The following is a 20,225-nucleotide window of genomic DNA, read 5'->3' as shown; positions in this document are numbered from 1 at the left end:
AGCATTCAGGATAGGCCCATGAAATCGGTAACCTGACGGTTGACGATTTTCACATCGAAAGTCGCCCGGACATAGCTCAGGCTGGCGGTCGCCATGCTTGCCGCCAGTGTCGGCGTGACAATGAACTGCTGCATCCGGTCCGCAAGCAGCGATGAGTCGCCAACCGGAACAAGATATCCATTTGTACCGTCGATCACGGTATCCCGGCAACCCGAGGTTTGCGTCGTGATGATGGCTCGGCCCATGGCCATCGCCTCCAGGACGGACCGGGGAAGCCCTTCGCCATAGGATGGCAGTACATAGACATGGCCACTGGCAATCCATGGACGGACGTCGTCCTGTTGTCCGGCAAGCTCGACGATGTTCTCCCGCCGCCATTGTTCGATGACGGTTGGGCAGATTGCGTTGGGTGACGGATCTGCGGGGCCAACGATTATGAAGCGCGAGTCTGGGTATCTTAGCTTGACGAGGCGTGCCGCCTCGACGAATTCGACCACTCCCTTGTCTTTGATGAGCCTCGAGATCATGACGAAGGTCATCGGCCCGGTCGGCAAAGGCGTGCTTTCGTAATGATCCAAGTCGACGCCCGAGCCGTTGACTCGCACAGTAATCGCCTTTTTTCCGATCATTCGGCTTGTCTGGAAGAGGCTGCGGTCATCCTCATTTTGAAACATGACGCCGGTCGCGAACCGAAGGCCAAATCTGTAAAACAGGGTCGCGAGCATGCGGGCAATGCGTCTCTTCCATTCCTTGCCGGGCAGGAAGGCAAAACCGCGGCCCGCGATCAAGGCGTAGCGCCTGGGTATTCCGGCCAACGCGGCCACGGGCAGCCCGAATACGACCGGCTTGATCGTATACGCAAGAAAGACGTCGGGCTTGATCCGGCGCAACGTGGTCCAAAGGCTCAGCAATGCGCGCAGGTCGTTCAGCGGATTGAGACCGGTTCGGCTGATCGGTGCGACGTGATAGGCAATGCCCCAGATGTCGAGCTGACTGGCGACGGCGGGAACATCGGCTGCGCCAATCGCATGGACGTCATGGCCGATTTCTTTCAAATGCCGCAGCAACGGCGCTCGCAGCCCCACAAGATATTCGGGCTGTGTCCCTAATACGACGATCTTCACGTATCGGTTTCCATCGAAAATGTGGGGTGCATGGTGAATGCCAGAGACTGCATCAGATCAAATTTGGGCGACCAGTTTGCCGCGATTCTGAAGGGGTGATCATCATAGGCAGCGTCGGCCAGCAGGCTTTCCGCCCTTGATCTGAGGATCGTCCTCGCCAAAAGGCGCATAAACGGCGTGGGGAGCGGATAGGAACGACGCGAATGACCTGCGGTTCGGCACAACGCCGAGTAGAGGTCGTCGATCCGGATCGCGGGACCGCCGGTGACGAGAAAGGTTCCGCCTGTACCGCGATCGCTGGCCGTCAGGATCGCATCGGCCAGATTGCCGATAAACATGAAGTTGCGGACATTGTGCAGATTGGCGAAGGGAAGGGGCAGTCCGAGGCGGGCGCACCGCATCAAGAGCCCGAATATCCCCGAAACTCCGGCATCATACAGAATTGGAGGGCGAAGGATCAGTAACTTCGTCGAGGCCTGTGCCGCCTTCAGGGCCTCATCGCCAATGAGTTTGGTCTTGCCATAGCTATTGGATGGCTGGGGAAGATCATCGTCCCTTGCAAGGCGCCCGGGTGTGCTGGTCGAGCCAATGGCCGCAACCGAACTGATGTGCACGAATTGACCGACCCCCGCGGCGCAGGCCGCCTGGTAGAGCGCGACCGGCAAAGACGCATTGGCATTGTGCGCGGAGGCCTGTGGTTCGGCGGTTTCGTTTCCTGTCTTTCCAATGCAATTGATGACGAGCGAAGCACCCTTGAAGGCATCGACAAGGGGCGTGTGTTCGAACGCCGGTATTTCAAGATAAGGTGCTGGCGTAGCTTGGGCTGGTCTTCGTCCAACGGACAGAACTGGCCGTTCCATTTTGAGGAAATGCCGGACAAGTGCTGCTCCGACGAAACCAGTGGCGCCAACGACAACGATAGGGCGGTCTGACATTCCATGTTTTCCCCGGCCGATCGCGTTCATATTCGATAGCGGTTAGGAAGCGGCAAGGGCAGTGTCAACGCCGTGGAATGCCTCGGCTCATTGACAGGGCAGGGGGTTCTGATACTTCCGCGACAGATTGCTGAACGGGCCCATGGATGACCGCCGGAAACCAAATGGATGACATATTGGGATGGGTTTGGTCTGGATCCGAACGGCACCTGCGACCTGACTATTCGCAAAGCGCATCGACGGTCATCCAAGGCGCGCCGATCCTGATCGGCGGTGGCTGTGGAGCGGCGCTTCGAACTGGATACGCGTCTGCCGCCGTGTCCGGTGAAGCCTGCGCGAGCGGCGAGCTGCTTCTGGAGAGCGGTATTTCGAGGGGCGATGCAATGCAGCGCGTGCGGCTGAGACGCGCCATAAAGGATGGGCGGCGAGGGGCGATGCCGTGGTCCAGAAAGCATCTTTCCCTGTCCTCCAATCTGGTGCGAGCATTGTGAGATCCCGAAACGAGAAGATTGCCATTGTCGGTTTGGGATATGTCGGATTGCCAGTCGCTATCGCGCTGGCGAAAAAATTCGAAGGGGTGATCGGCTTCGATGTGGCCGAGCGCCGTGTCACTTCGCTCAGGGCGGGCGTGGACTGGACTGGGGAAGTTTCGGAAGAGGATCTGGCTGCATCGGATCTCATGATCACGGCGGATCCGGAAGCGCTGAGCGGAGCGAGCTTCCTGATCGTCACCGTGCCGACGCCTATCGACGATGAAAATCGCCCCGACCTCCGACCGATCGAGAGTGCATGTGCGCTTCTTGGCAAACGGCTGTCCAAGGGGGCGCTCGTGGTATTCGAGTCGACGGTCTACCCCGGTGTCACGGATGATATCTGTGGACCGTTGATAGAAGGGCATTCAGGCCTCAAGCGTGGCCGCGACTTTTTCCTTGGCTACAGTCCGGAGCGCATCAATCCGGGCGATCATGTCCACAGGCTCGAGACCATCGTCAAGATCGTCGCGGCGGAGGATTCGGCCAGTCTGGCGCGCGTAAGGGCCGTCTATGGGGCCATCATCGAGGCAGGGTTGCACGAAGCCCCCTCCATCAGGGTGGCGGAAGCGGCAAAAGTCATCGAGAATGTCCAGCGCGACGTCAATATCGCATTGATGAACGAACTGAGCCTCATTTTCGACAGGATGGGGATCGCTACCCGTGACGTGCTTGATGCCGCGCGTACGAAATGGAATTTCCTTCCCTTTTCTCCAGGGCTTGTGGGGGGGCACTGTATCGGTGTCGATCCTTATTATCTGACGTCTGCTGCGCAGAAGCTCGGTTATCACCCCGAGGTGATCCTTTCAGGGCGCCGTATCAACGACAATATGCCTATCTTCGTCGCTGACAGGGCGGTTCAGATCCTGTCGCGGATGGGCACGGCGCCATCGAGCGCGCGTGTCGGTCTGCTGGGGATAACCTTCAAGGAGAATGTGCCGGATATCCGCAATTCGAAAGTCCCGGACATAGTGTCGCGTTTGCGGGATTTTTCGATCGAGCCGCTGATTCATGACCCCTTTGCCGATCCGGCGGAGGTCGAGCATGAATATGGGTTGCGAACCGTCCCGTTCGAGGATTTAAAGCTTTTGGATCTGCTGATCGTCGCAGTTGGCCATCAATTCTATCTGGATCGTCACGCTGATCTTGTCGGCATGCTCGGCAAATCGGCTGCGATCTTCGATGTGAAAAATGCTCTGCAGCGCGATATGATACCGGCGGAGATATCTTACTGGTCGCTTTGACGAGCGAACAGCTTTGCGATCGGCGGCCCTATGAAATCGGGACATTCTCCAAATACCTCGTGTATCGACACGATAAAGGCGCTGTTGTCGAGCAAGCTGGCGCGCGCCTTCAAGTGGCAATATGCATCCAATCTCGGAGTGGGTTTGATTGGTGCGCTTTACCTCGTTGTCGCGGGGCGCGTGCTGGGTGCCTCCGATTTCGGGATGTATGCCCTGGCCGTCAGTATTCCCACTCTTGTCCAGGGGTTGCTGGATTGTCGTTTCCAGGAAGTCGTAATTCATTTTGACGCTCATGGAAACAAGCATGAGAAGAGTGAAATCGGTAAGAATATAGCAAGCTTGTACCCTCTTGATTTCGCGCTAAAGGCCGTATCTTTTGTAGTTTCATTGCTTGTTTCATTCGTAGTTAATTATTTCTCGATATTTTTGATCGATATTGAGATTATGATAATTTCGAGCGTGATGCTTTATTTGAGTAAGCTAACATATTCTACATCTATGGGAATTCTTCGAGTCAATGATCGGCTCGATGTCTTCGTCAAGATACAATTATCTGACTGGATTGTACGGATTGCGGCGTTGCTCGCACTTATCCTGGCCGGCAAGGCAAGCGTCGAGGCGATCTTGATCAGCCAGCTTATCGTGGCGATCGTTCATAATATATTGCTGGCGAGAAGCGGCGTTGTGGCGTTTCGCCAACGATATGGTCTGGGGCTGAAAGAGGCCGCGCACGGATGGGGCGCCGTCATATCGAAAAACAGAGGGTATCTGTTCAGCAATCAGATCATATCGGCAACCGATTATGTCACAAAGGAAATTGACGTAATCATCGTCGGTATATTTCTCGATCTGTCTCAGGTTGGCGTCTATCGCATGGCCAAGAATCTCGCGAGCGCCGCATGGCGTTTGGCTGATCCCGTTTACATCGTCATTATGCCCAAGCTGTCTTCGTTGTATATCGATGGTGACGGGCCTGGACTCACGCGATTGCTGAAGCTCATGACGACAGGGCTTGCTCTGTTCGCGCTTGTTCTGTTTGGATCCGCCTGGTTGGGAGTCTGGTTGCTGGCAGACCTGTTCCTGGGGGCGAGTTTCGCGCCGTCGGCGACGATCTTTCCGTTCATTGCGGGCTGGGTGCTCGTCTCCATGCCCTTGATGTGGACCCACTCGCTTGCCGTGGGGTCCGGTCATTCCGCGATTCAGATGCGCGCCAGCCTGTTGGGCAATGGCGTCGGGCTGGCCGCCATATTGATCGGAGCATGGCAATTCGGGCTGACCGGAGCTGCGATCGGTGTTTCCATCGCTTATGCCCTGCCGTTCATTCTTTCCTTCATTCTATTGCGCAGGCGTGGAATTTTTTCATGGTAGAGCCGATCAGACTCCGTATCGTTCTTAGCCCCGACAATGCCGGGTGGATCATCCAGAAGATGGCCGAGCGCCTGGCTGCTTTCGGGGAAGATCACGGATTCCTGGTCGAAATCGGTCCCGAGGCGGATTCGACGGCGCAGATCAATCATTGGATGAGCTATGCCTTTGCCAATGTTCCGCATTCTACGCCGACGACGATGATGATCACGCATCTCGACGATCCGTTCAAGATACACATGGTGCGGGAGGAACTCGCCAATGGTGTCGACGTGGGTATCTGCATATCGAGCCATCATCGCGCTTACCTGATCGAGCAGAAGGTGCCCGCGACATCCTTGTCTTTCGCGGTTCCGGGGCATGATTTTTCGGCCCCCCCGGCACGCATAGTCATCGGCCTGACGAGCCGTATCTATGCCGATGGACGGAAGCGCGAGTTCATGCTTGAGCGGCTGGCGCAGCGAATGTCCCTCGATGCCTTCCGCTTCGACATTTTCGGGTCGGGCTGGGAAAAGGTGATCGAGACGCTGGGCGCGGCGGGAGCGGAGATCCGCTATTTTCCGGGAAGCGAGAGCTATACGAACGATTACCGGGATACTTGCATCGCTTTGCCTCAATTCGATTATTATCTCTATCTGGGGCGTGATGAGGGCTCCCTGGGAACGCTGGATGCCCTTGCGGCGGGCGTGAAGACGATCGTGACCCCGCAGGGGTTTCATTGCGATCTCCCCAACGGGATCACGCATCCGGTCTGGACCGACGATGATCTCTATCGGGTCTTTTCCAGTCTTGCTGATGAGCGTGCTGCCCGGATTTCGTCGGTCGCCCATCTGACATGGGAGCATTATGCGCGAGAACATTACACGCTCTGGCGGGCGCTGCTCGAAGGCAGGCATGCCCGTCATATCGAGGCTGTCGTGAAAGCGATAATTCCCAGCGCCTTGGGCGGAGTTGCTGCGAGGAATGAAACGCGCTGGGATATCGCGAGACGCATCGCCAGCCCCAGGCGGCTATTGTCGGCTCTCGGTCGTCGTCCTTTGCTGCGGCCGCTACGTCGCTGGTGGCTGTCGCGACGCAAAGGTCGCTGATGCCGACGAAAGGCTTTTGCATCTGCGGATGCCATGTGTAAGCAGATTTGCTTTGACCGGTATGCGTTTGGACCGGATCGGCGTGTATGAAGAGTGAGACCATGAAGACCGCACTGATCACTGGCGTTACCGGGCAAGACGGTGCTTATCTCGCTGAATTTCTTATCAAAAAGGGTTATCAGGTTCACGGCGTTCGCCGTCGCATATCCTCGTTCAACACTGGGCGTATCGACCATCTCTACGCGGATCCGCATGAGAGTGGCGGGAGCCTGACTCTCCATTATGGCGATATGACGGATGCGAGCAGCCTGCTGCGTGTTGTCCAGCTGGTGGAGCCCGACGAAGTTTACAACCTGGCTGCGCAAAGCCATGTGGCGGTGTCGTTCGAGGAACCGGAATATACCGGAAACTCCGACGCGCTTGGTGCGCTGCGTCTGCTGGAGGCCATTCGTATCGCGGGCCTGGACAAGCGGACCCGTTTCTATCAGGCATCGACATCGGAGCTTTACGGCCTCGTACAGGAGACGCCCCAGCGCGAGACCACGCCGTTTTATCCGCGGTCCCCCTATGCGGTCGCGAAGCTCTATGCCTATTGGATTACGGTCAATTACCGCGAAGCCTACGGAATGTACGCTTGCAACGGGATATTGTTCAACCACGAGTCTCCGGTTCGAGGGGAGACTTTCGTAACTCGCAAGATTACCCGCGGCATGGCCCGGATCAAGCTGGGGATGCAGAACCGCCTGTATATGGGCAATCTCGACGCCAAGCGAGACTGGGGCCACGCGAAGGACTATGTCGAAGCGCAATGGTTGATGTTGCAGCAATCCTCGGCAGAGGACTATGTCATCGCCACGGGTATGCAATACAGCGTGCGCGATTTTCTCGAAAGAGTCGCGGCAAGACTTGATATGCCGATCCATTGGCGAGGCGAGGGCGTCGAGGAGAAGGGTTTTCTCGATGACGGGCGCTGCATCGTCGAAGTGGATCCAGGTTATTTCCGCCCGACCGAGGTGGAGACCCTGCTTGGTGATCCGTCGAAGGCGAAACGGCAGCTCGGATGGGAACCGCGTACATCCTTCGACGCGCTGGTCGAGGACATGGTTTCTTCGGACCTGGCGGAAGCCGAGGGTGAGTTGCGAGCCGCGGCGACCAAGCGCCGGACGCTCTATTGATGACCGATGCGGTAACGGGTTCGCCTGTCGAAATCATTTCGAGCGGCGGTACGCCGCTGGCCTATATCGTCCGTGCGGACTGGGTGCCCGATCGCACCCAGTTCCTGACGCCGGACGATTTTGGTCAGCAGATGGGAATGATCGTCTATCCGGCCGGTTCGGCGATCACGCCCCATGTGCACCTGCCTGTCGTCCGCGAGGTCCATGGCACGACGGAGTGTATCGTCGTTCGAAAGGGGCGGTGTGAGATCGATATATTCGACGCGCATCGTGCCTTTGTGGCGACGCGTGCGCTCGGCGAAGGAAGCATCGTGCTGTTGCTGGGGGGAGGACACGGTTTCCGGATGATGGAGGACACCGTGCTTTTCGAGGTCAAGCAGGGCCCATATGTCGGAAACGCGGATAAGGAGCGCTTTTGAATATGGCGTGGGTCCCAGTGAACGAACCGTTGCTTGAAGAGGAAGATTTCAAGGCGCTTGAGGAAGCATTCCGTTCCGGATGGATCTCGTCGGCCGGCCGCTTCGTCGATGAATTCGAAACGGAATGGGCTCGGTATTGCGGGCAGGATCATGGTATCGCGGTATCGAACGGCACGACGGCACTCGAAGTCGCGGTTGAGGCATTGCGGCTGGGCAATGGCGACGAAGTCGTCATGCCGAGCTATACGATCATAAGCTGTGCGAATGCGGTGGTACGGGTCGGGGCGGTTCCCGTTCTTGTCGACTGCGTACCCGACACTTTCTGCATGGACGTACATGCCATCGAGGCCCGGATAACCCCCCGGACAAAAGCGATCATGGTCGTTCACATGTTCGGCCATCCGGTCGACATGGATCCGGTCCTGGCGCTTGCGGAACGATACGGGCTGTTTGTCATCGAGGATGCCGCGGAAGTGCATGGCGCGCGCTACCTGTCGAATCGCAGCAGTAAGGATCCGGCCTGGCGAACCTGTGGAAGCATGGGGCATATCTCGACATTCAGTTTTTTCGCCAACAAGCTGATCACGACCGGCGAGGGCGGCATGGTGCTGACAAGCGACCCAGTGATCGCCGATCGATGCCGGCAATTGCGTAATCTGTGCTTCATTCCGGAGCGGCGCTTTCTCCACACCGAGATGGGGCATCAGTTTCGCTTGACCAACATGCAGGCTGCGGTCGGCGTGAACCAGGTTCGGCGCATCGAGTCGATCGTGGAGCGCAAGCGCGCCATTGCCGCAGCCTATCACGAGCGCCTTGGGGATATCCCGGATATTCAACTTGCTACCGAGCATGATTGGGCGCGGGGGGTGTTCTGGGTGTACCCCATCTTGCTGACCGATGAGCGGGAAATGGACGCGGTTGGCTTTGCCGGCGCATTGCGCGCCCGGGACGTCGAGACGCGCCCCTTCTTCCTCGGCATGCATGAACAGCCCGTATTTCATGATCGTGGTCTGTTCGTCGGGGAGCGCTACCCGGTGACCGAGCGCATCGCGCGCAAGGGACTCTACATTCCATCGGGTCTCGCTATCACGATTGACCAGATGGATTTGGTATGTGACGCAGTCCGCGCTGTCCTGAACTAGCTCTTGCCCCGCGACGAATGGAGATCCCATGTCCGTATTCGGCTCTCTTTATGCGGATCGATATGATGCGATGTATGCCGCGAAGGACTATTCGGGCGAATGCGACATCGTTGAAACGATGTTCCGTCGGCACGGAGCAACGCCGCAATCCATCCTCGATATCGGATGCGGTACGGGGCGCCATGTTTCCGAGTTCGCATCGCGCGGATATCGTTGCACCGGTGTCGATCTGTCGCCTGCGATGCTCGCCCTGGCGCGAGCAAATGCGGAAGCGCGAACCTTTGAAAATGCGCCGGCATGGGTCGAAGGGGACGCACGAACATTCGATGCCAAGGGAACATTCGATGCCGCAGTGATGATGTTTGCGGTTGTCAGCTACCTGACCACGAATGACGATGTTCTGACCGGGCTGGCCAATATCAGGCGGCATCTCTCGCCGGGTGCCCTTTTTATATGCGATTTCTGGTATGGCCCGGCCGTACTGTCGGTTCGGCCGAGTGACCGCGTCCGTGTCATGGACGAAGAAAATGGCATTTCGATAAGGTCGGCCTCCACGCAGGTGGACAGTTTTTCGCACACGGCGGATGTTCATTTCAGGCTGTGGCAGATCGAAAGCGGCCGCTATGCCGGAGAAACTCGCGAGACGCACAAGATGCGCTTCTTCTTTCCGCAGGAGTTCGAACTGCTTCTGCGCATGAGCGGGTTCGAATGCCTGTCGTTGAGCAACTTTCCGGAGTTCGACCAACCGCTTGACGACCAAAGCTGGAATGCTCTCGCAGTCGCGCGAGCGGTATGACAGATCTGTGAGCGGAGAACGTGGACAACGTATATATAAATGACGAACTCCTGCTCAGGATCGAGATTGCGCTGATCCTGTTCAATGCTGCGGCACTGTGTGTGACTGTGGTTTTTCGTCATTTTCCGATCAAGATTGCCATGCTTATTTCTTGCATGATCTTGATTGTCTGTGGTGGATTTAGGCTCGAAACATATAATTCCGATACGCGAAACTATTTCTCGTACTTCAGCGGATTGTCTCTGGAGCGCGGATGGTGGATATATACGCTTACAAAAATAGAACCTTTGCACATATTTCTGCTTCAGATATCACCTTTTTTCAGAATATGGCTGTGGCTTGAGGCGGCTCTTTCTGCATTTTTACTGTATAAAATCTACAGAAGAACGACCAGTGTCGAGATTTTTATATTGATAGTTTCTCTCTTTGAGACGTTATATACATCGTCGATGAGATTTGCGGTTGCGATACTTGTTTTGTCGTACTTTCTGACTTTCGATTATAATAAGTATATTAGAGCCGCTGTCATATCGGTGGTTGCTGGTGCCAGCCATGTGATAATGATTGCGGCTGGACCATTCTCAACTCGTAATAAATATGTGCCGGTTATTTTTTCGGTAATTTTCTACGCGGCGGCGTTGTATATAGGATCTGTTCGGGAAAGGTCAGGAATTTATTCCGACGACGTAAAATCGATTGGCCTTAAGTCCTTTGCCGTTTTTGTGATTTTTGCAACTTATGTATCATTTGCAAGATTCAGAAAGATGAAGCTTGACTACATATTTGACATTGTTGGAATGTCGGTCGTTTTTGTGATGACCGCTATGTGGTTTCCTTTTGTAAATCGTACGATTGTTATAGCTCTTCTGTGTTTGTCATTCGATCTTAATTATTCAAATTATAGTTTTTATAGAGAGAATTACCTATCAAGGGTGGCACTGTTGTTGGTGTACCTGTTTATGACTGTGCCATATATCTATTTTGTGAGGGATCTTTTTTATAGCAATCTCTGGTAGTCACGTCATGTGATGCAGTTTTTGAATTTCTTGTTTGCTATGATGATTTTCGTTGAGGGGTCCGCCGTAAAGCAGCGTTGATCGCTCGGTCTTGATTTGGTGATCGTGGCGCGCTCGATCCTCACTTGACCGGCACCGGACAGGTGCATCTCGCCGAATTGTTTCCGATTGGTCCTTGAAGGATCCAGGCCGTTGTCCACGCCAAGATAGGATTGGATGGAGAGCTTTCCCCGGACTTGTTCGGGAAGAAAGGCCGCGAAAATCGAACACCAGCGTTTGCCGTAGCACGCGATCGATCCAATCTCGAGATTGGTCCAGTTCGTCAACGATGCACCCACGTCCCTGTCGAAATTGGGGTAGGGTGTTGATGCCTGCCTCGTTTGCCTGTCATCGAGGATCATGCGCAGGATTCGAACGGTTCCCACCGGATGATGCAACTGGCCGGCAATCTGGAATTTGCTGCCTTCGACCAGATTGACCCTTATTTCATCGGGGAATGTTCCTTGGTCGTCGTTGGGTTCGATGTCGAGGGTCGTGTATCCGCACCATCCGCCTCGCACGGCCTCGATCAATACGTCCTTCGCTCCCGTAATCGAACAGATGCTCCGGAAGACATCGTCTCCGCTTATCCTTCCGGCCCGGATATGCGTGACGGAGGCCTCGCCTGTTCCCCCGACATAGAGAACGTCACCCCGGATCCGGCGGCCCCGGATATTGCCCAGGCTGATACGCGTGACCGGATCGCGCGCCCCGCCGATCTCCACACCGTGATTCCATTCACCCTCGTCCGTATCGATATTGCCGACCAGATCGAGATCGGCGACCGAAATTCGCGATCCCGTTATCCAGATCAGAGGGCGGCGGCCGCCGCCTTTTTTGTGAAGGAGCGTCGTGCCTGGCGCGGTCTCGACATCATAGTCGCTTCCGTCCAGCATCATCTGCGAGACGAGATAATTGCCCCGCAGCATCAATATGCCGTGATTGCGTTTCACTTCCTCCAGCGCTTCTTGGATCGCCTTGGTGTCGTCGGTGTGCCCTTGTCCGCTTGCCCCATAGTCTTCAGGTCGGAAGATGGGGCGCGCCGTTTGTGCGTAGCAGCTGGCGGACAGGAAGCCGCCGCATGCACCGATGAACGAACGTCTGTTGACTAAGGGCACATATCCACCTGAGCACGGAGAACATTTGGCCGGCCAATTTGCATCCGGCGGACTTAACAGAAGCTGTCAGTGGGTTTTGTTACGCCGGATTCCGGTAGCTTCCGTCGAGCACCGCGCGCCACCAGCTTTCGTTTTTAAGATACCAGTCAAGGGTCTCCGCGAAACCGTAAACGAAATCGCGTGAAGGCGTATAGCCGAGTTCCTCCCGCGCCTTGCGCTCGTCGATCGCATAGCGCCGGTCATGGCCCAGCCGATCGGCAACATAGGTCTTGAGCGAGATGCTGGCTTCACCGCGTGCGGCCGGTGCGTTGGGAAAACGCGCGGCAAGCCGGGGATCCGCCGCGAAAGCAGTGTCGACGGTCCGGCAGATCGCATCGATTACGGCCATGTTGGGCAATTCCTGTCCGCCGCCGATATTATAGGTTTCGCCAGGCCTGCCATGCTCAAGTACCAGTTCGATACCGCGGCAATGGTCCTCGACATGCAGCCAGTCGCGCACGTTCATGCCGTCGCCATAGATCGGCAGCGGCTTGCCCGTCAGGCAATTGATCAGGAACAGCGGAATCAATTTCTCTGGGAATTGGTAGGGGCCGTAATTGTTCGAGCAATTGCTCGTTGTCGTGCGCAGGCCGAATGTGTGGTGATAGGCGCGCACCAGATGATCGCTGGCTGCTTTCGACGCCGAATAGGGCGAATTGGGGGCATAGGGCGTCGTTTCGCTGAATGCCGGATCGTCCGTGCCCAGACTGCCATAAACTTCGTCGGTTGAGACATGATGAAAGCGCCGATTCCTGCCGATCCCCGTATCGAGCCACTCCGCCTTGGCGGCTTTGAGCAAGCTGTGCGTGCCGACGACATTGGTCTCGATAAAGGCGTCGGGGCCGTCGATCGAGCGGTCGACATGGCTTTCGGCCGCGAAATGGACGATCGTGTCGACATCGTGGGCGCGCAGGATCTCGCGAACCCGGTCGGTGTCGCCGATCGATGCTTCGATCAGCGACACGTCGATACCCACCAGATTGGCGCGATTGCCGGCATAGGTGAGCGCGTCGAGCACGATCACGGTATCGGCCGGATATTGGATCGTCCAACGACGGACGAAATTCGCGCCGATAAAGCCGGCGCCGCCGGTGACGAGAAGGTTAGCCACGCTCGATCAGTTCCCTCAGCATAGTGCGCAGCGTTAGGCGCCAGTGCGGGGTGGGGGCACCCAGCAGCGACCAGGCCGAACTCTTGTCGAGCACACTATAGGCCGGCCGGCGCGCGGGGGTGGGGTAATCGATCGTGGCGATCGGGACGATCACGGGAATGCGCGCCAGCAGGCCGATCGCGAACGCCTCTTCGGCAACCGCCGCCGCCAGATCGTACCAACTCGCGACGCCCGCATCGGTCAGATGGTGTGTGCCCGAGGCGCCGGCTGCCATCAGGGTCCACAACGCGCCGGCGAGCGTCGTTGCCCAGGTGGGGGTGCCGATCTGATCGGTCACGACACGGACCTCGTCGCGCTCGCGCATCAGCCGCAGCATCGTCAGCGGGAAATTGCCACCCTGGGCGGCGTAAATCCAGGATGTCCGCACGATCAGTGCATCGGGATCGGCGGTACGCAACGCGATCTCCCCGGCCAGCTTGGATCGACCGTAGACGCTGAGCGGATTGGTCGGGCTGTCGGGCCGATAGGGCGTGCCGGCAGTCCCGTCGAAAACGAAGTCGGTCGAGATATGCACGACGCGGATGCCCGCCGCTCGCGTGGCAGAACCGATCCAGCCGGGCGCCGCGCCGTTGATGGTCTGGACCAGCGTTTCCTCGCTCTCGGCGCGATCGACGGCGGTATAGGCGGCGGCGTTTACCAGCCAGTCGCATCCGGCGCTCGCGATTGCCGCGCGGATCGAGCTTTCGTCCGACAAGTCGCAGGCGTTGCGGTTGAGCGCTATCACCGAGGCGCCGGCGGGGCAGGCGGCGCGCAGCGCGCGACCGACTTGTCCGTCCGCGCCGAGCAGCAGCAGCTTCATGCGAAGACGTCCGCCGCGTCGAGCCCCGGCGCGGCCGCGTCCTTCCCCGAAAGCTGGGGCGCGCCGATACCGTCGAGCGGCCAGTCGATCGCCAGCGCCGGATCGGACCAGAGCAGCGAATGCTCATCGTCGGGCGCATAGAAATCGGTGCATTTGTAAAGAAATTCGGTGCCGTCCTCCAGGCTGAGGAAACCGTGGGCGAAGCCGGGCGGCACCCACAGCATGCGCTTGTTCGCTTCCGACAGCGTCACGCCCACCCATTTTCCGAAATTGGACGAGCTGCGACGGATATCGACGGCGACGTCGAACACCGCGCCCCTGATGACCCTGACGAGCTTCCCCTGCGGCTGGCGGCGCTGATAATGCAGCCCGCGCAGCACGCCTTTCGCCGAGCGGCTGTGATTGTCCTGAACGAAGCTCAGGTCGAGTCCGGCCTTGGCGAATGCCGCGGCATTCCAGCTTTCCAGGAAGAAGCCGCGATCGTCGCCGAACACCGTCGGCTCGACGATCCTGACCTCGGGCAGGTTGGTATCGACCAGTTTCACGCGCGCGACTTCTGGTCGAGCAGCTTCAGCAGATAATGGCCGTAACCGCTTTTGCTCAAAGGTTCGGCAAGGCGAAGCAACTGCGCGTCGTCGATCATACCCTGGTTCCAGGCAATTTCCTCGGGGCAGCAAATCTTGAGGCCCTGGCGTTCTTCGATCACTTGCGTGAAATGCGCCGCTTCGAGCAGCGAGGCATGGGTGCCGGTGTCGAGCCAGGCATAGCCGCGGCCCATCAGTTCGACGTTGAGCGCGCCTTCCTCCAGATAGAGGCGGTTGATGTCGGTGATTTCGAGCTCGCCGCGCGCCGAAGGCGTGATCCGGCGCGAGAAATCGACGACGCGATGGTCGTAGAAATAGAGGCCGGTTACCGCATAGTTGGAGCGCGGATTTGCCGGTTTCTCTTCGACCGAGACCGCACGGAAGTCCTTGTCGAACTCGACGACGCCGTAACGCTCGGGATCCGAGACATGATAGCCGAACACGGTGGCGCCAGTGTCGCGTGCATCTGCGCGCCCAAGCAGTTCGGGCAGGCCGTGGCCGTAGAAGATGTTATCGCCCAGGATCAATGCGCTGGGGCCGCCATCGACGAAGTCGCCGCCGATATGGAAGGCCTGGGCAAGCCCGCCGGGCTCGGGCTGCACTTCATAGCGCAGCGTGATGCCCCAATCCGATCCGTCGCCGAGCAGATTCTGGAAGGCTGCCTGTTCATGGGGCGTGGTGATGATCAGGATTTCGCGGATACCCGCCATCATCAGCACCGACAGCGGATAATAGATCATCGGCTTGTCGTAGATCGGCATGAGCTGTTTGCTCAACGCGCGCGTGGCAGGATAGAGGCGTGTGCCCGTTCCCCCAGCCAGCACAATCCCCCTGCGCACCAACGGTCTCCAGATCAGCGAAGCGATATCGGTCGTCTACATAGCCGAAAGGTGAGCGAAGCAAAGCGCTCAGAACTGTCTGAGTGAAGAATGGCAGAAGGTCGGCCTGACCTCAGTTCGCGTCGGCGGCGAAAATCGCAATCATCTCCTCACGCATCGCGAATTTCTGGACCTTGCCCGTCACCGTCATCGGAAAGGTTTCGACGAAGCGGATGTGCCGGGGGATCTTGAAATGGGCGATTCGGCCACGGCAATGGGTGCGGACCGCCTCATCGTCGATCGCGGCGCCGGGGCGCAGCACGATCCAGGCGCACAGTTCCTCGCCATAGCGTTCGTCGGGCACACCGATCACCTGTGCGTCGGCGATCGCTTCGTGCGTGAGCAGGAATTCCTCGATCTCGCGCGGATAGATATTCTCGCCGCCGCGGATCACCATATCCTTGATCCGTCCGACGATCCGGCAATATCCGGCCTCGTCGATCGTCGCGAGGTCGCCGGTGTGCATCCAGCCATCGGCGTCGATCGCCTCGGCCGTCCGCGCCGGATCGTCCCAATAGCCGATCATCACCGAATAACCGCGCGTGCACAGCTCGCCGGTCTCGCCATGCGCGACGGTTTCACCGACGGCATCGACCAGCTTCACTTCCAGATGCGGCTGGATGCGGCCGACGGTGGAGACGCGCAGGTCCAGCGGATCGTCGGTCTCGCTCTGGAAGCTGACCGGGCTGGTCTCGGTCATGCCATAGGCGATCGTCACTTCGCGCATGTGCATGCGCGCGATCACTTCCTCCATCACCGCGATCGGGCAGGGCGATCCTGCCATGATGCCGGTGCGCAGCGAGCGCAGGTCGAACCGGTCGAACTCCGGGTGATTGAGCGCGGCGATGAACATCGTCGGCACGCCGTAGAGCGCGGCGCAGCCCTCTGCCTCCACCGCTTCGAGCACGGCGAGCGGATCGAACGCCTCGGCCGGATAGACCATGGTCGCGCCATGAACGATGCAGGCGAGATTGCCCATCACCATGCCGAAACAATGATAGAGCGGAACGGGAATGCAGACGCGTTCGCCTGGTTGCAGCTTGATGCCGCGCCCCACGAACTGGCCGTTGTTGAGGATATTGCGGTGCGACAGCGTCGCCCCCTTGGGGAAACCCGTGGTGCCGCTGGTGAACTGGATGTTGACCGCGTCGTCTGGCGCCAGCGTATCGGGAAGCGCCGCGTCTCCACCGGCCGCCAGCGCGGCGAAGGGCAAGCAGCCGGCATGCGATGCGTCGCCGAGCGTGGCGACGAGGCGTAGCGCGGGCAGGCGCGCGGCGTGAAGCGCGCCGGGCGTGGCGCCAGCCAGTTCGGGCGCCAGTTCGCGCAGCATCGCGACATAATCGCTGGTCTTGTGCGAGGGAGCGAGCACAAGCGCGGCGCAGCCCACCTTGTTCAGTGCATATTCGAGTTCGGCAGTGCGATAGGCGGGGTTGATATTGACCAGGATCAATCCCGCCTTGGCGGTCGCGAACTGCATCAATGTCCATTCGGAACAATTGGGCGCCCAGATCCCGACCCGGTCGCCGGGGGCGAGCCCTGTGGCGAGCAGCCCGCGCGCCAGCGCGTCGACGCGCCCGGCAAGCTCGGCATAGGTCCAGCGGACGCCCTGATGACGGACGATCAGCGCGAGCTGGCCGGGAAAACGCGCGACGGTCTCGTCGAACTGGGCACCGATCGTCTTCTCGATCAGCGCCGGGGCGTCCGCACCCTTCACATAGCTTTGGGTCATGTTTCGGTCTTGGCCCATTCCTGTTCGCGCAGTTCCTTCCGTCTTATCTTTCCGCTGACCGTTTTGGGCAAGCTCCCGACGAACTCGATTTTGCGCGGATATTTGTAGGGGGCGGTTGTCGCTTTCACATGACTCTGAAGCTCGGCGGCCAGCGCGTCCGATCCCGAATGGCCGGCGGCGAGCACGACGAACGCCTTCACCACTTCGCCGCGCGTCGGATCGGGGCTGGCGACCACCGCGCTTTCGGCGACGGCTGGATGCTCGAACAAGGCGCTTTCCACCTCGAACGGGCCGATCCGGTAGCCGGCGGAGAGGATGACGTCGTCGGCGCGGCCGACGAACCAGAAGAAGCCGTCCGCGTCGACGGTGGCGCGGTCACCGGTCAGATACCAGCCGTCACGGAAAACGCCGGCGGTGCGTTCGGGCTCGCCACGATAGCCGGTGAACAGGCCGGGGGGGGCGGGCGTCGCCGGTGCGCAGCGCGACATCGCCTTCCGCGCCCGGCGCTGCGGGAACGCCATTCTCGTCGATCACCGCCAGATCGATGCCGGGGGCAGGGCGGCCCATCGCGCCGATCCGCGACGCGCCCGGGCGGTTGCAGCACAGCAACACCGTTTCGGTCTGGCCATAGCCGTCATGGATATCGAGCCCGGTCGCGGCCTTCCACAGATCGATCACTTCGGGATTGAGAGGCTCGCCTGCGCTGACGCAATGACGCAGCGCCGGGAATGCGCGGCCGGCAAGGTCGGCGCGCACGAACATGCGGTACGCCGTCGGGGGCGCGCAGAGCGTGGTGATCGGAAAACGTGCCAGCAGGTCGAGCGTTGCCGCCGGATCGAAGCCGGGCGCATGGTTGACGAAGATCGCGGCCCCCATCAGCCAGGGCGCGAACAGGCTGCTCCACGCGGCCTTCGCCCAGCCGGTATCCGAGAGATTCCAGTGAAGGTCGCCGGGTTTCAGGTCGAGCCAGTAGCGGCCCGTGATCTGGTGGGCGAGCGCATAGCCATGGCCGTGGATCGTCATCTTGGGCTGGCCGGTGGTGCCGCTGGTGAAATAGCAGAGCGCATCCTCGTCGAATGCGGCGTCGGCGATTCCGGCCAGCGGCGTCGCTTCCTGCTTCTCCGCGCCATAATCGCGCCAGCCCGCGCGGCCGCCGCCGATATGGATCAGCGCCACATGCTGGCCGGCAAGTGCGGCCTCCACCCGTTCTGCAATGTCTCCACCCGCGATCACGCATGTTGCCTGCGCCGCGTCGCGACGATAGGCGATGTCCTTGGCGCTGAGCTGGATCGTGCCGGGCGAGGCGATCGCGCCCAATGCCAGGCAGCCCAGCATCAATTCCCACCATTCGATCTCGCGCGACAGCAGGATCAGCACGGTATCGCCGCGCTTCACCCCCACGCCCGCCAGCACCGCCGCGGCTTGTGCGGCATGGCCGGCAAGTTCGGCGAAGCTGCGGTCGATCAACTTGCCGGCGGCATCGGTCCACAGCAATGCTCGGTCGTCGGGCCGTTCGGCGGCGAGGCGGCCGATCTCGTCCCGCGCGAAATTGTAGCGCGCGGGCGGATCCCAGTTGAAAATGGTGTCGGTCATTTGGCCTCGTTGATCACCCGGATCTGCGTGAATTCTGCCAGCCCTTCCTCGGCGAACTCGACGCCGATGCCCGATTGCTTGGCGCCGCCGAACGGGATGTTGGGGCCGAAATCGAGATGCTTGTTGATCCAGACCGTACCGGCCTCCATCCGCTCGGCCAGGTCATAGGCGGTGTCGCGGTCGCCCGACCAGACCGATCCGCCCAGCCCCCAGGGCGAGGCATTGGCGCGGGCCAGCGCATCCTCGGCGTCGGAAAAGCGGATGACCGGCAGGATCGGGCCGAACTGTTCCTCGTCGACCAGTTTCGTGCCGTCCGAAATGTCGCGCACGATGGTGGGGCGGACGAAATAGCCGGGGCGATCGTCCACCGTGCCGCCGGCGATGATGTTGCCGTTGGCGCGGGCATCGTCGATGAAGGTCTTCACTTTCTCATATTGCGCCTTGTTCTGGAGCGGACCGATCTGCGCGCCCTGCAGCAGCCCGTCATCGACCACCGCCGCTTCGGCAAGCTTGGCCAGCGCCGCGCACATCTCGTCATAGATGTCGTCATGGACGTAGACGCGCTTGATCGCCAGGCAGACCTGCCCCGCGTTGAGGAAGGCGCCGCCGAAGATGCCGGGCGCCGCCTTGGCGGGGTCGGCATCGGGCAGCACGATCGCCGCGTCGTTGCCGCCCAGTTCCAGCGTGATCCGCTTGATCGAGGCGGCGGCGCTCGCCATCACTTTCTTGCCGGTTTCGGTCGATCCGGTGAACGAGACCTTGGCGACATCGGGATGGCTGGTCAGCCGCGCGCCCAGGTCGTTCTGATCGGTGACGATGTTGACCACGCCGGCCGGGAAGATCTCCGCGCAGAGTTCGCCCAGCAGCAAGGTTGTGAGCGGCGTCGTCGGCGCGGGCTTCACGACGATGGTGTTGCCGGCCAGCAGTGCCAGCGGCAGTTTGAATGCGACGATCAGCACCGGGAAATTCCAGGGGATGATCGCGCCGACGACGCCCAGCGGCTTGCGCTTCATCTGGACGCGGCGGCTGTCGCCGTCCTCGATCAATTTCTCTTCGAGTTCGAGCGTGGCGAGATGACGGATGAACGCCTCGGTATAGGCGATCTCGGCCGTCGCTTCGGGCAGCGGCTTGCCCTGTTCCTGCGTCAGCAGCCGGGCGAATTCGGGCGCGCGCGCCTGCAATCCATCGGCAAGCTTGAGCAGCAGCGCCCGACGCGCGGTGATCGGTGTGGCGGCCCATGCGGGAAAGGCGGCCTTGGCCGCGGCGACCGCGGCGTCGAGCTGTGCCTCGGACGCGCGCGGGCAGGTGGCGAGCACCGTTTCGGTCGCGGGATTGAGCACGTCCATGGTCATGTCGCCATCGACGAGCGCGCCGCCGATCAGCAGCTTGTATCCGGTCATATCGCTCTCCTTGCGGGCGGCTTCACCGCCTTGTTTTTCGT

19 protein-coding genes are annotated in these 20,225 nt (G+C 59.6%); 8 read left to right on the top strand and 11 right to left on the bottom strand.

Annotation, left to right across the window (positions count from 1 at the left end; all coding sequences use genetic code 11):
- Positions 1 to 5 precede the first annotated feature (5 nt).
- The gene (locus AC3WN8_RS23900; protein ID WP_492672001.1) at positions 6 to 1,124 is read right to left on the bottom strand and encodes a glycosyltransferase family 4 protein; all 1,119 of its coding nucleotides are present in this window, start codon (positions 1,122 to 1,124) and stop codon (positions 6 to 8) included.
- Positions 1,121 to 2,089, bottom strand: coding sequence for an NAD-dependent epimerase/dehydratase family protein (locus tag AC3WN8_RS23895; RefSeq protein ID WP_492672000.1), 969 nt, complete (start codon positions 2,087 to 2,089; stop codon positions 1,121 to 1,123). The genes AC3WN8_RS23900 and AC3WN8_RS23895 overlap by 4 nt, the downstream gene beginning before the upstream one ends.
- Before the next feature lie 409 nt (positions 2,090 to 2,498).
- Here AC3WN8_RS23895 and AC3WN8_RS23890 point away from each other — a divergent pair, with 409 nt between their 5' ends.
- The 8 genes from AC3WN8_RS23890 to AC3WN8_RS23855 all read left to right on the top strand — a co-directional run bounded on the left by AC3WN8_RS23890 (position 2,499) and on the right by AC3WN8_RS23855 (position 10,834).
- Positions 2,499 to 3,833: a nucleotide sugar dehydrogenase gene (locus tag AC3WN8_RS23890; protein ID WP_492671999.1), complete on the top strand. Its 1,335-nt coding sequence runs from the start codon at positions 2,499 to 2,501 to the stop codon at positions 3,831 to 3,833.
- A gap of 30 nt (positions 3,834 to 3,863) precedes the next feature.
- Complete coding sequence (locus AC3WN8_RS23885) at positions 3,864 to 5,201, top strand: lipopolysaccharide biosynthesis protein (RefSeq protein WP_492671998.1); 1,338 nt, start codon at positions 3,864 to 3,866, stop codon at positions 5,199 to 5,201.
- Entirely contained in the window at positions 5,195 to 6,286 is a 1,092-nt protein-coding gene (locus tag AC3WN8_RS23880; RefSeq protein WP_492671997.1) for a glycosyltransferase, read from the top strand. Before AC3WN8_RS23885 ends, AC3WN8_RS23880 begins: the two co-directional genes overlap by 7 nt.
- Positions 6,287 to 6,387: 101 nt before the next feature.
- Positions 6,388 to 7,461 (top strand): GDP-mannose 4,6-dehydratase, encoded by a 1,074-nt coding sequence (gene gmd / locus AC3WN8_RS23875; RefSeq protein ID WP_492671996.1) that lies wholly within the window; start codon positions 6,388 to 6,390, stop codon positions 7,459 to 7,461.
- The gene (locus AC3WN8_RS23870; RefSeq protein WP_492671995.1) at positions 7,461 to 7,880 is read left to right on the top strand and encodes a cupin domain-containing protein; all 420 of its coding nucleotides are present in this window, start codon (positions 7,461 to 7,463) and stop codon (positions 7,878 to 7,880) included. Before gmd ends, AC3WN8_RS23870 begins: the two co-directional genes overlap by 1 nt.
- 17 nt (positions 7,881 to 7,897) lie before the next feature.
- Positions 7,898 to 9,022: a DegT/DnrJ/EryC1/StrS family aminotransferase gene (locus AC3WN8_RS23865; RefSeq protein ID WP_492671994.1), complete on the top strand. Its 1,125-nt coding sequence runs from the start codon at positions 7,898 to 7,900 to the stop codon at positions 9,020 to 9,022.
- Between the two features lie 28 nt (positions 9,023 to 9,050).
- On the top strand, positions 9,051 to 9,818 hold the full coding sequence (locus AC3WN8_RS23860) for a class I SAM-dependent DNA methyltransferase (protein ID WP_492671993.1): 768 nt from the start codon (positions 9,051 to 9,053) through the stop codon (positions 9,816 to 9,818).
- A gap of 20 nt (positions 9,819 to 9,838) precedes the next feature.
- A complete protein-coding gene (locus tag AC3WN8_RS23855) occupies positions 9,839 to 10,834 on the top strand; it encodes a hypothetical protein (RefSeq protein WP_492671992.1) in 996 nt (331 codons plus the stop codon).
- Positions 10,835 to 10,839: 5 nt separating this feature from the next.
- Here AC3WN8_RS23855 and AC3WN8_RS23850 read toward each other — a convergent pair whose 3' ends face one another.
- The 9 genes from AC3WN8_RS23850 to AC3WN8_RS23810 form a co-directional block, all read right to left on the bottom strand.
- Positions 10,840 to 11,991 (bottom strand): hypothetical protein, encoded by a 1,152-nt coding sequence (locus AC3WN8_RS23850; RefSeq protein ID WP_492671991.1) that lies wholly within the window; start codon positions 11,989 to 11,991, stop codon positions 10,840 to 10,842.
- 79 nt (positions 11,992 to 12,070) lie between these two features.
- Entirely contained in the window at positions 12,071 to 13,141 is a 1,071-nt protein-coding gene (gene rfbB, locus AC3WN8_RS23845; protein WP_492671990.1) for a dTDP-glucose 4,6-dehydratase, read from the bottom strand.
- Positions 13,134 to 14,000, bottom strand: a complete 867-nt coding sequence (gene rfbD / locus AC3WN8_RS23840; protein ID WP_492671989.1) for a dTDP-4-dehydrorhamnose reductase — start codon at positions 13,998 to 14,000, stop codon at positions 13,134 to 13,136. The genes rfbB and rfbD overlap by 8 nt, the downstream gene beginning before the upstream one ends.
- The gene (gene rfbC / locus AC3WN8_RS23835; protein ID WP_492671988.1) at positions 13,997 to 14,545 is read right to left on the bottom strand and encodes a dTDP-4-dehydrorhamnose 3,5-epimerase; all 549 of its coding nucleotides are present in this window, start codon (positions 14,543 to 14,545) and stop codon (positions 13,997 to 13,999) included. Before rfbC ends, rfbD begins: the two co-directional genes overlap by 4 nt.
- On the bottom strand, positions 14,542 to 15,423 hold the full coding sequence (gene rfbA / locus AC3WN8_RS23830; protein WP_492671987.1) for a glucose-1-phosphate thymidylyltransferase RfbA: 882 nt from the start codon (positions 15,421 to 15,423) through the stop codon (positions 14,542 to 14,544). Before rfbA ends, rfbC begins: the two co-directional genes overlap by 4 nt.
- Positions 15,424 to 15,535: 112 nt before the next feature.
- Positions 15,536 to 17,191: an AMP-binding protein gene (locus tag AC3WN8_RS23825; protein ID WP_492671986.1), complete on the bottom strand. Its 1,656-nt coding sequence runs from the start codon at positions 17,189 to 17,191 to the stop codon at positions 15,536 to 15,538.
- Positions 17,188 to 17,679, bottom strand: a complete 492-nt coding sequence (locus AC3WN8_RS23820) for an AMP-binding enzyme (protein ID WP_492671985.1) — start codon at positions 17,677 to 17,679, stop codon at positions 17,188 to 17,190. The genes AC3WN8_RS23825 and AC3WN8_RS23820 overlap by 4 nt, the downstream gene beginning before the upstream one ends.
- Positions 17,588 to 18,784: an AMP-binding protein gene (locus AC3WN8_RS23815; protein WP_492671984.1), complete on the bottom strand. Its 1,197-nt coding sequence runs from the start codon at positions 18,782 to 18,784 to the stop codon at positions 17,588 to 17,590. The genes AC3WN8_RS23820 and AC3WN8_RS23815 overlap by 92 nt, the downstream gene beginning before the upstream one ends.
- Positions 18,781 to 20,184 (bottom strand): aldehyde dehydrogenase family protein, encoded by a 1,404-nt coding sequence (locus tag AC3WN8_RS23810; protein WP_492671983.1) that lies wholly within the window; start codon positions 20,182 to 20,184, stop codon positions 18,781 to 18,783. The genes AC3WN8_RS23815 and AC3WN8_RS23810 overlap by 4 nt, the downstream gene beginning before the upstream one ends.
- Between the last annotated feature and the right edge of the window lie 41 nt (positions 20,185 to 20,225).

It is taken from the genome of Sphingobium sp. FW305-3-2-15-F-TSA7, from assembly GCF_058787155.1.
The sequence above is the reverse complement of the archived record's forward strand: the minus strand, read 5'-3'. Positions and strand labels throughout refer to the sequence as shown.

Bases quoted from the DNA above. Each gene is read 5' to 3' on its own strand.
- AC3WN8_RS23895 (WP_492672000.1), bottom strand. From the start codon at position 2,089: ATGAACGCGATCGGCCGGGGAAAACATGGAATGTCAGACCGCCCTATC.
- AC3WN8_RS23885 (WP_492671998.1), top strand. From the start codon at position 3,864: ATGAAATCGGGACATTCTCCAAATACCTCGTGTATCGACACGATAAAG.
- AC3WN8_RS23880 (WP_492671997.1), top strand. From the start codon at position 5,195: ATGGTAGAGCCGATCAGACTCCGTATCGTTCTTAGCCCCGACAATGCC.
- gmd (WP_492671996.1), top strand. From the start codon at position 6,388: ATGAAGACCGCACTGATCACTGGCGTTACCGGGCAAGACGGTGCTTAT.
- AC3WN8_RS23870 (WP_492671995.1), top strand. From the start codon at position 7,461: ATGACCGATGCGGTAACGGGTTCGCCTGTCGAAATCATTTCGAGCGGC.
- AC3WN8_RS23860 (WP_492671993.1), top strand. From the start codon at position 9,051: ATGTCCGTATTCGGCTCTCTTTATGCGGATCGATATGATGCGATGTAT.
- rfbD (WP_492671989.1), bottom strand. From the start codon at position 14,000: ATGAAGCTGCTGCTGCTCGGCGCGGACGGACAAGTCGGTCGCGCGCTG.
- AC3WN8_RS23825 (WP_492671986.1), bottom strand. From the start codon at position 17,191: ATGACCCAAAGCTATGTGAAGGGTGCGGACGCCCCGGCGCTGATCGAG.
- AC3WN8_RS23820 (WP_492671985.1), bottom strand. From the start codon at position 17,679: ATGTCGCGCTGCGCACCGGCGACGCCCGCCCCCCCCGGCCTGTTCACC.
- AC3WN8_RS23815 (WP_492671984.1), bottom strand. From the start codon at position 18,784: ATGACCGACACCATTTTCAACTGGGATCCGCCCGCGCGCTACAATTTC.
- AC3WN8_RS23810 (WP_492671983.1), bottom strand. From the start codon at position 20,184: ATGACCGGATACAAGCTGCTGATCGGCGGCGCGCTCGTCGATGGCGAC.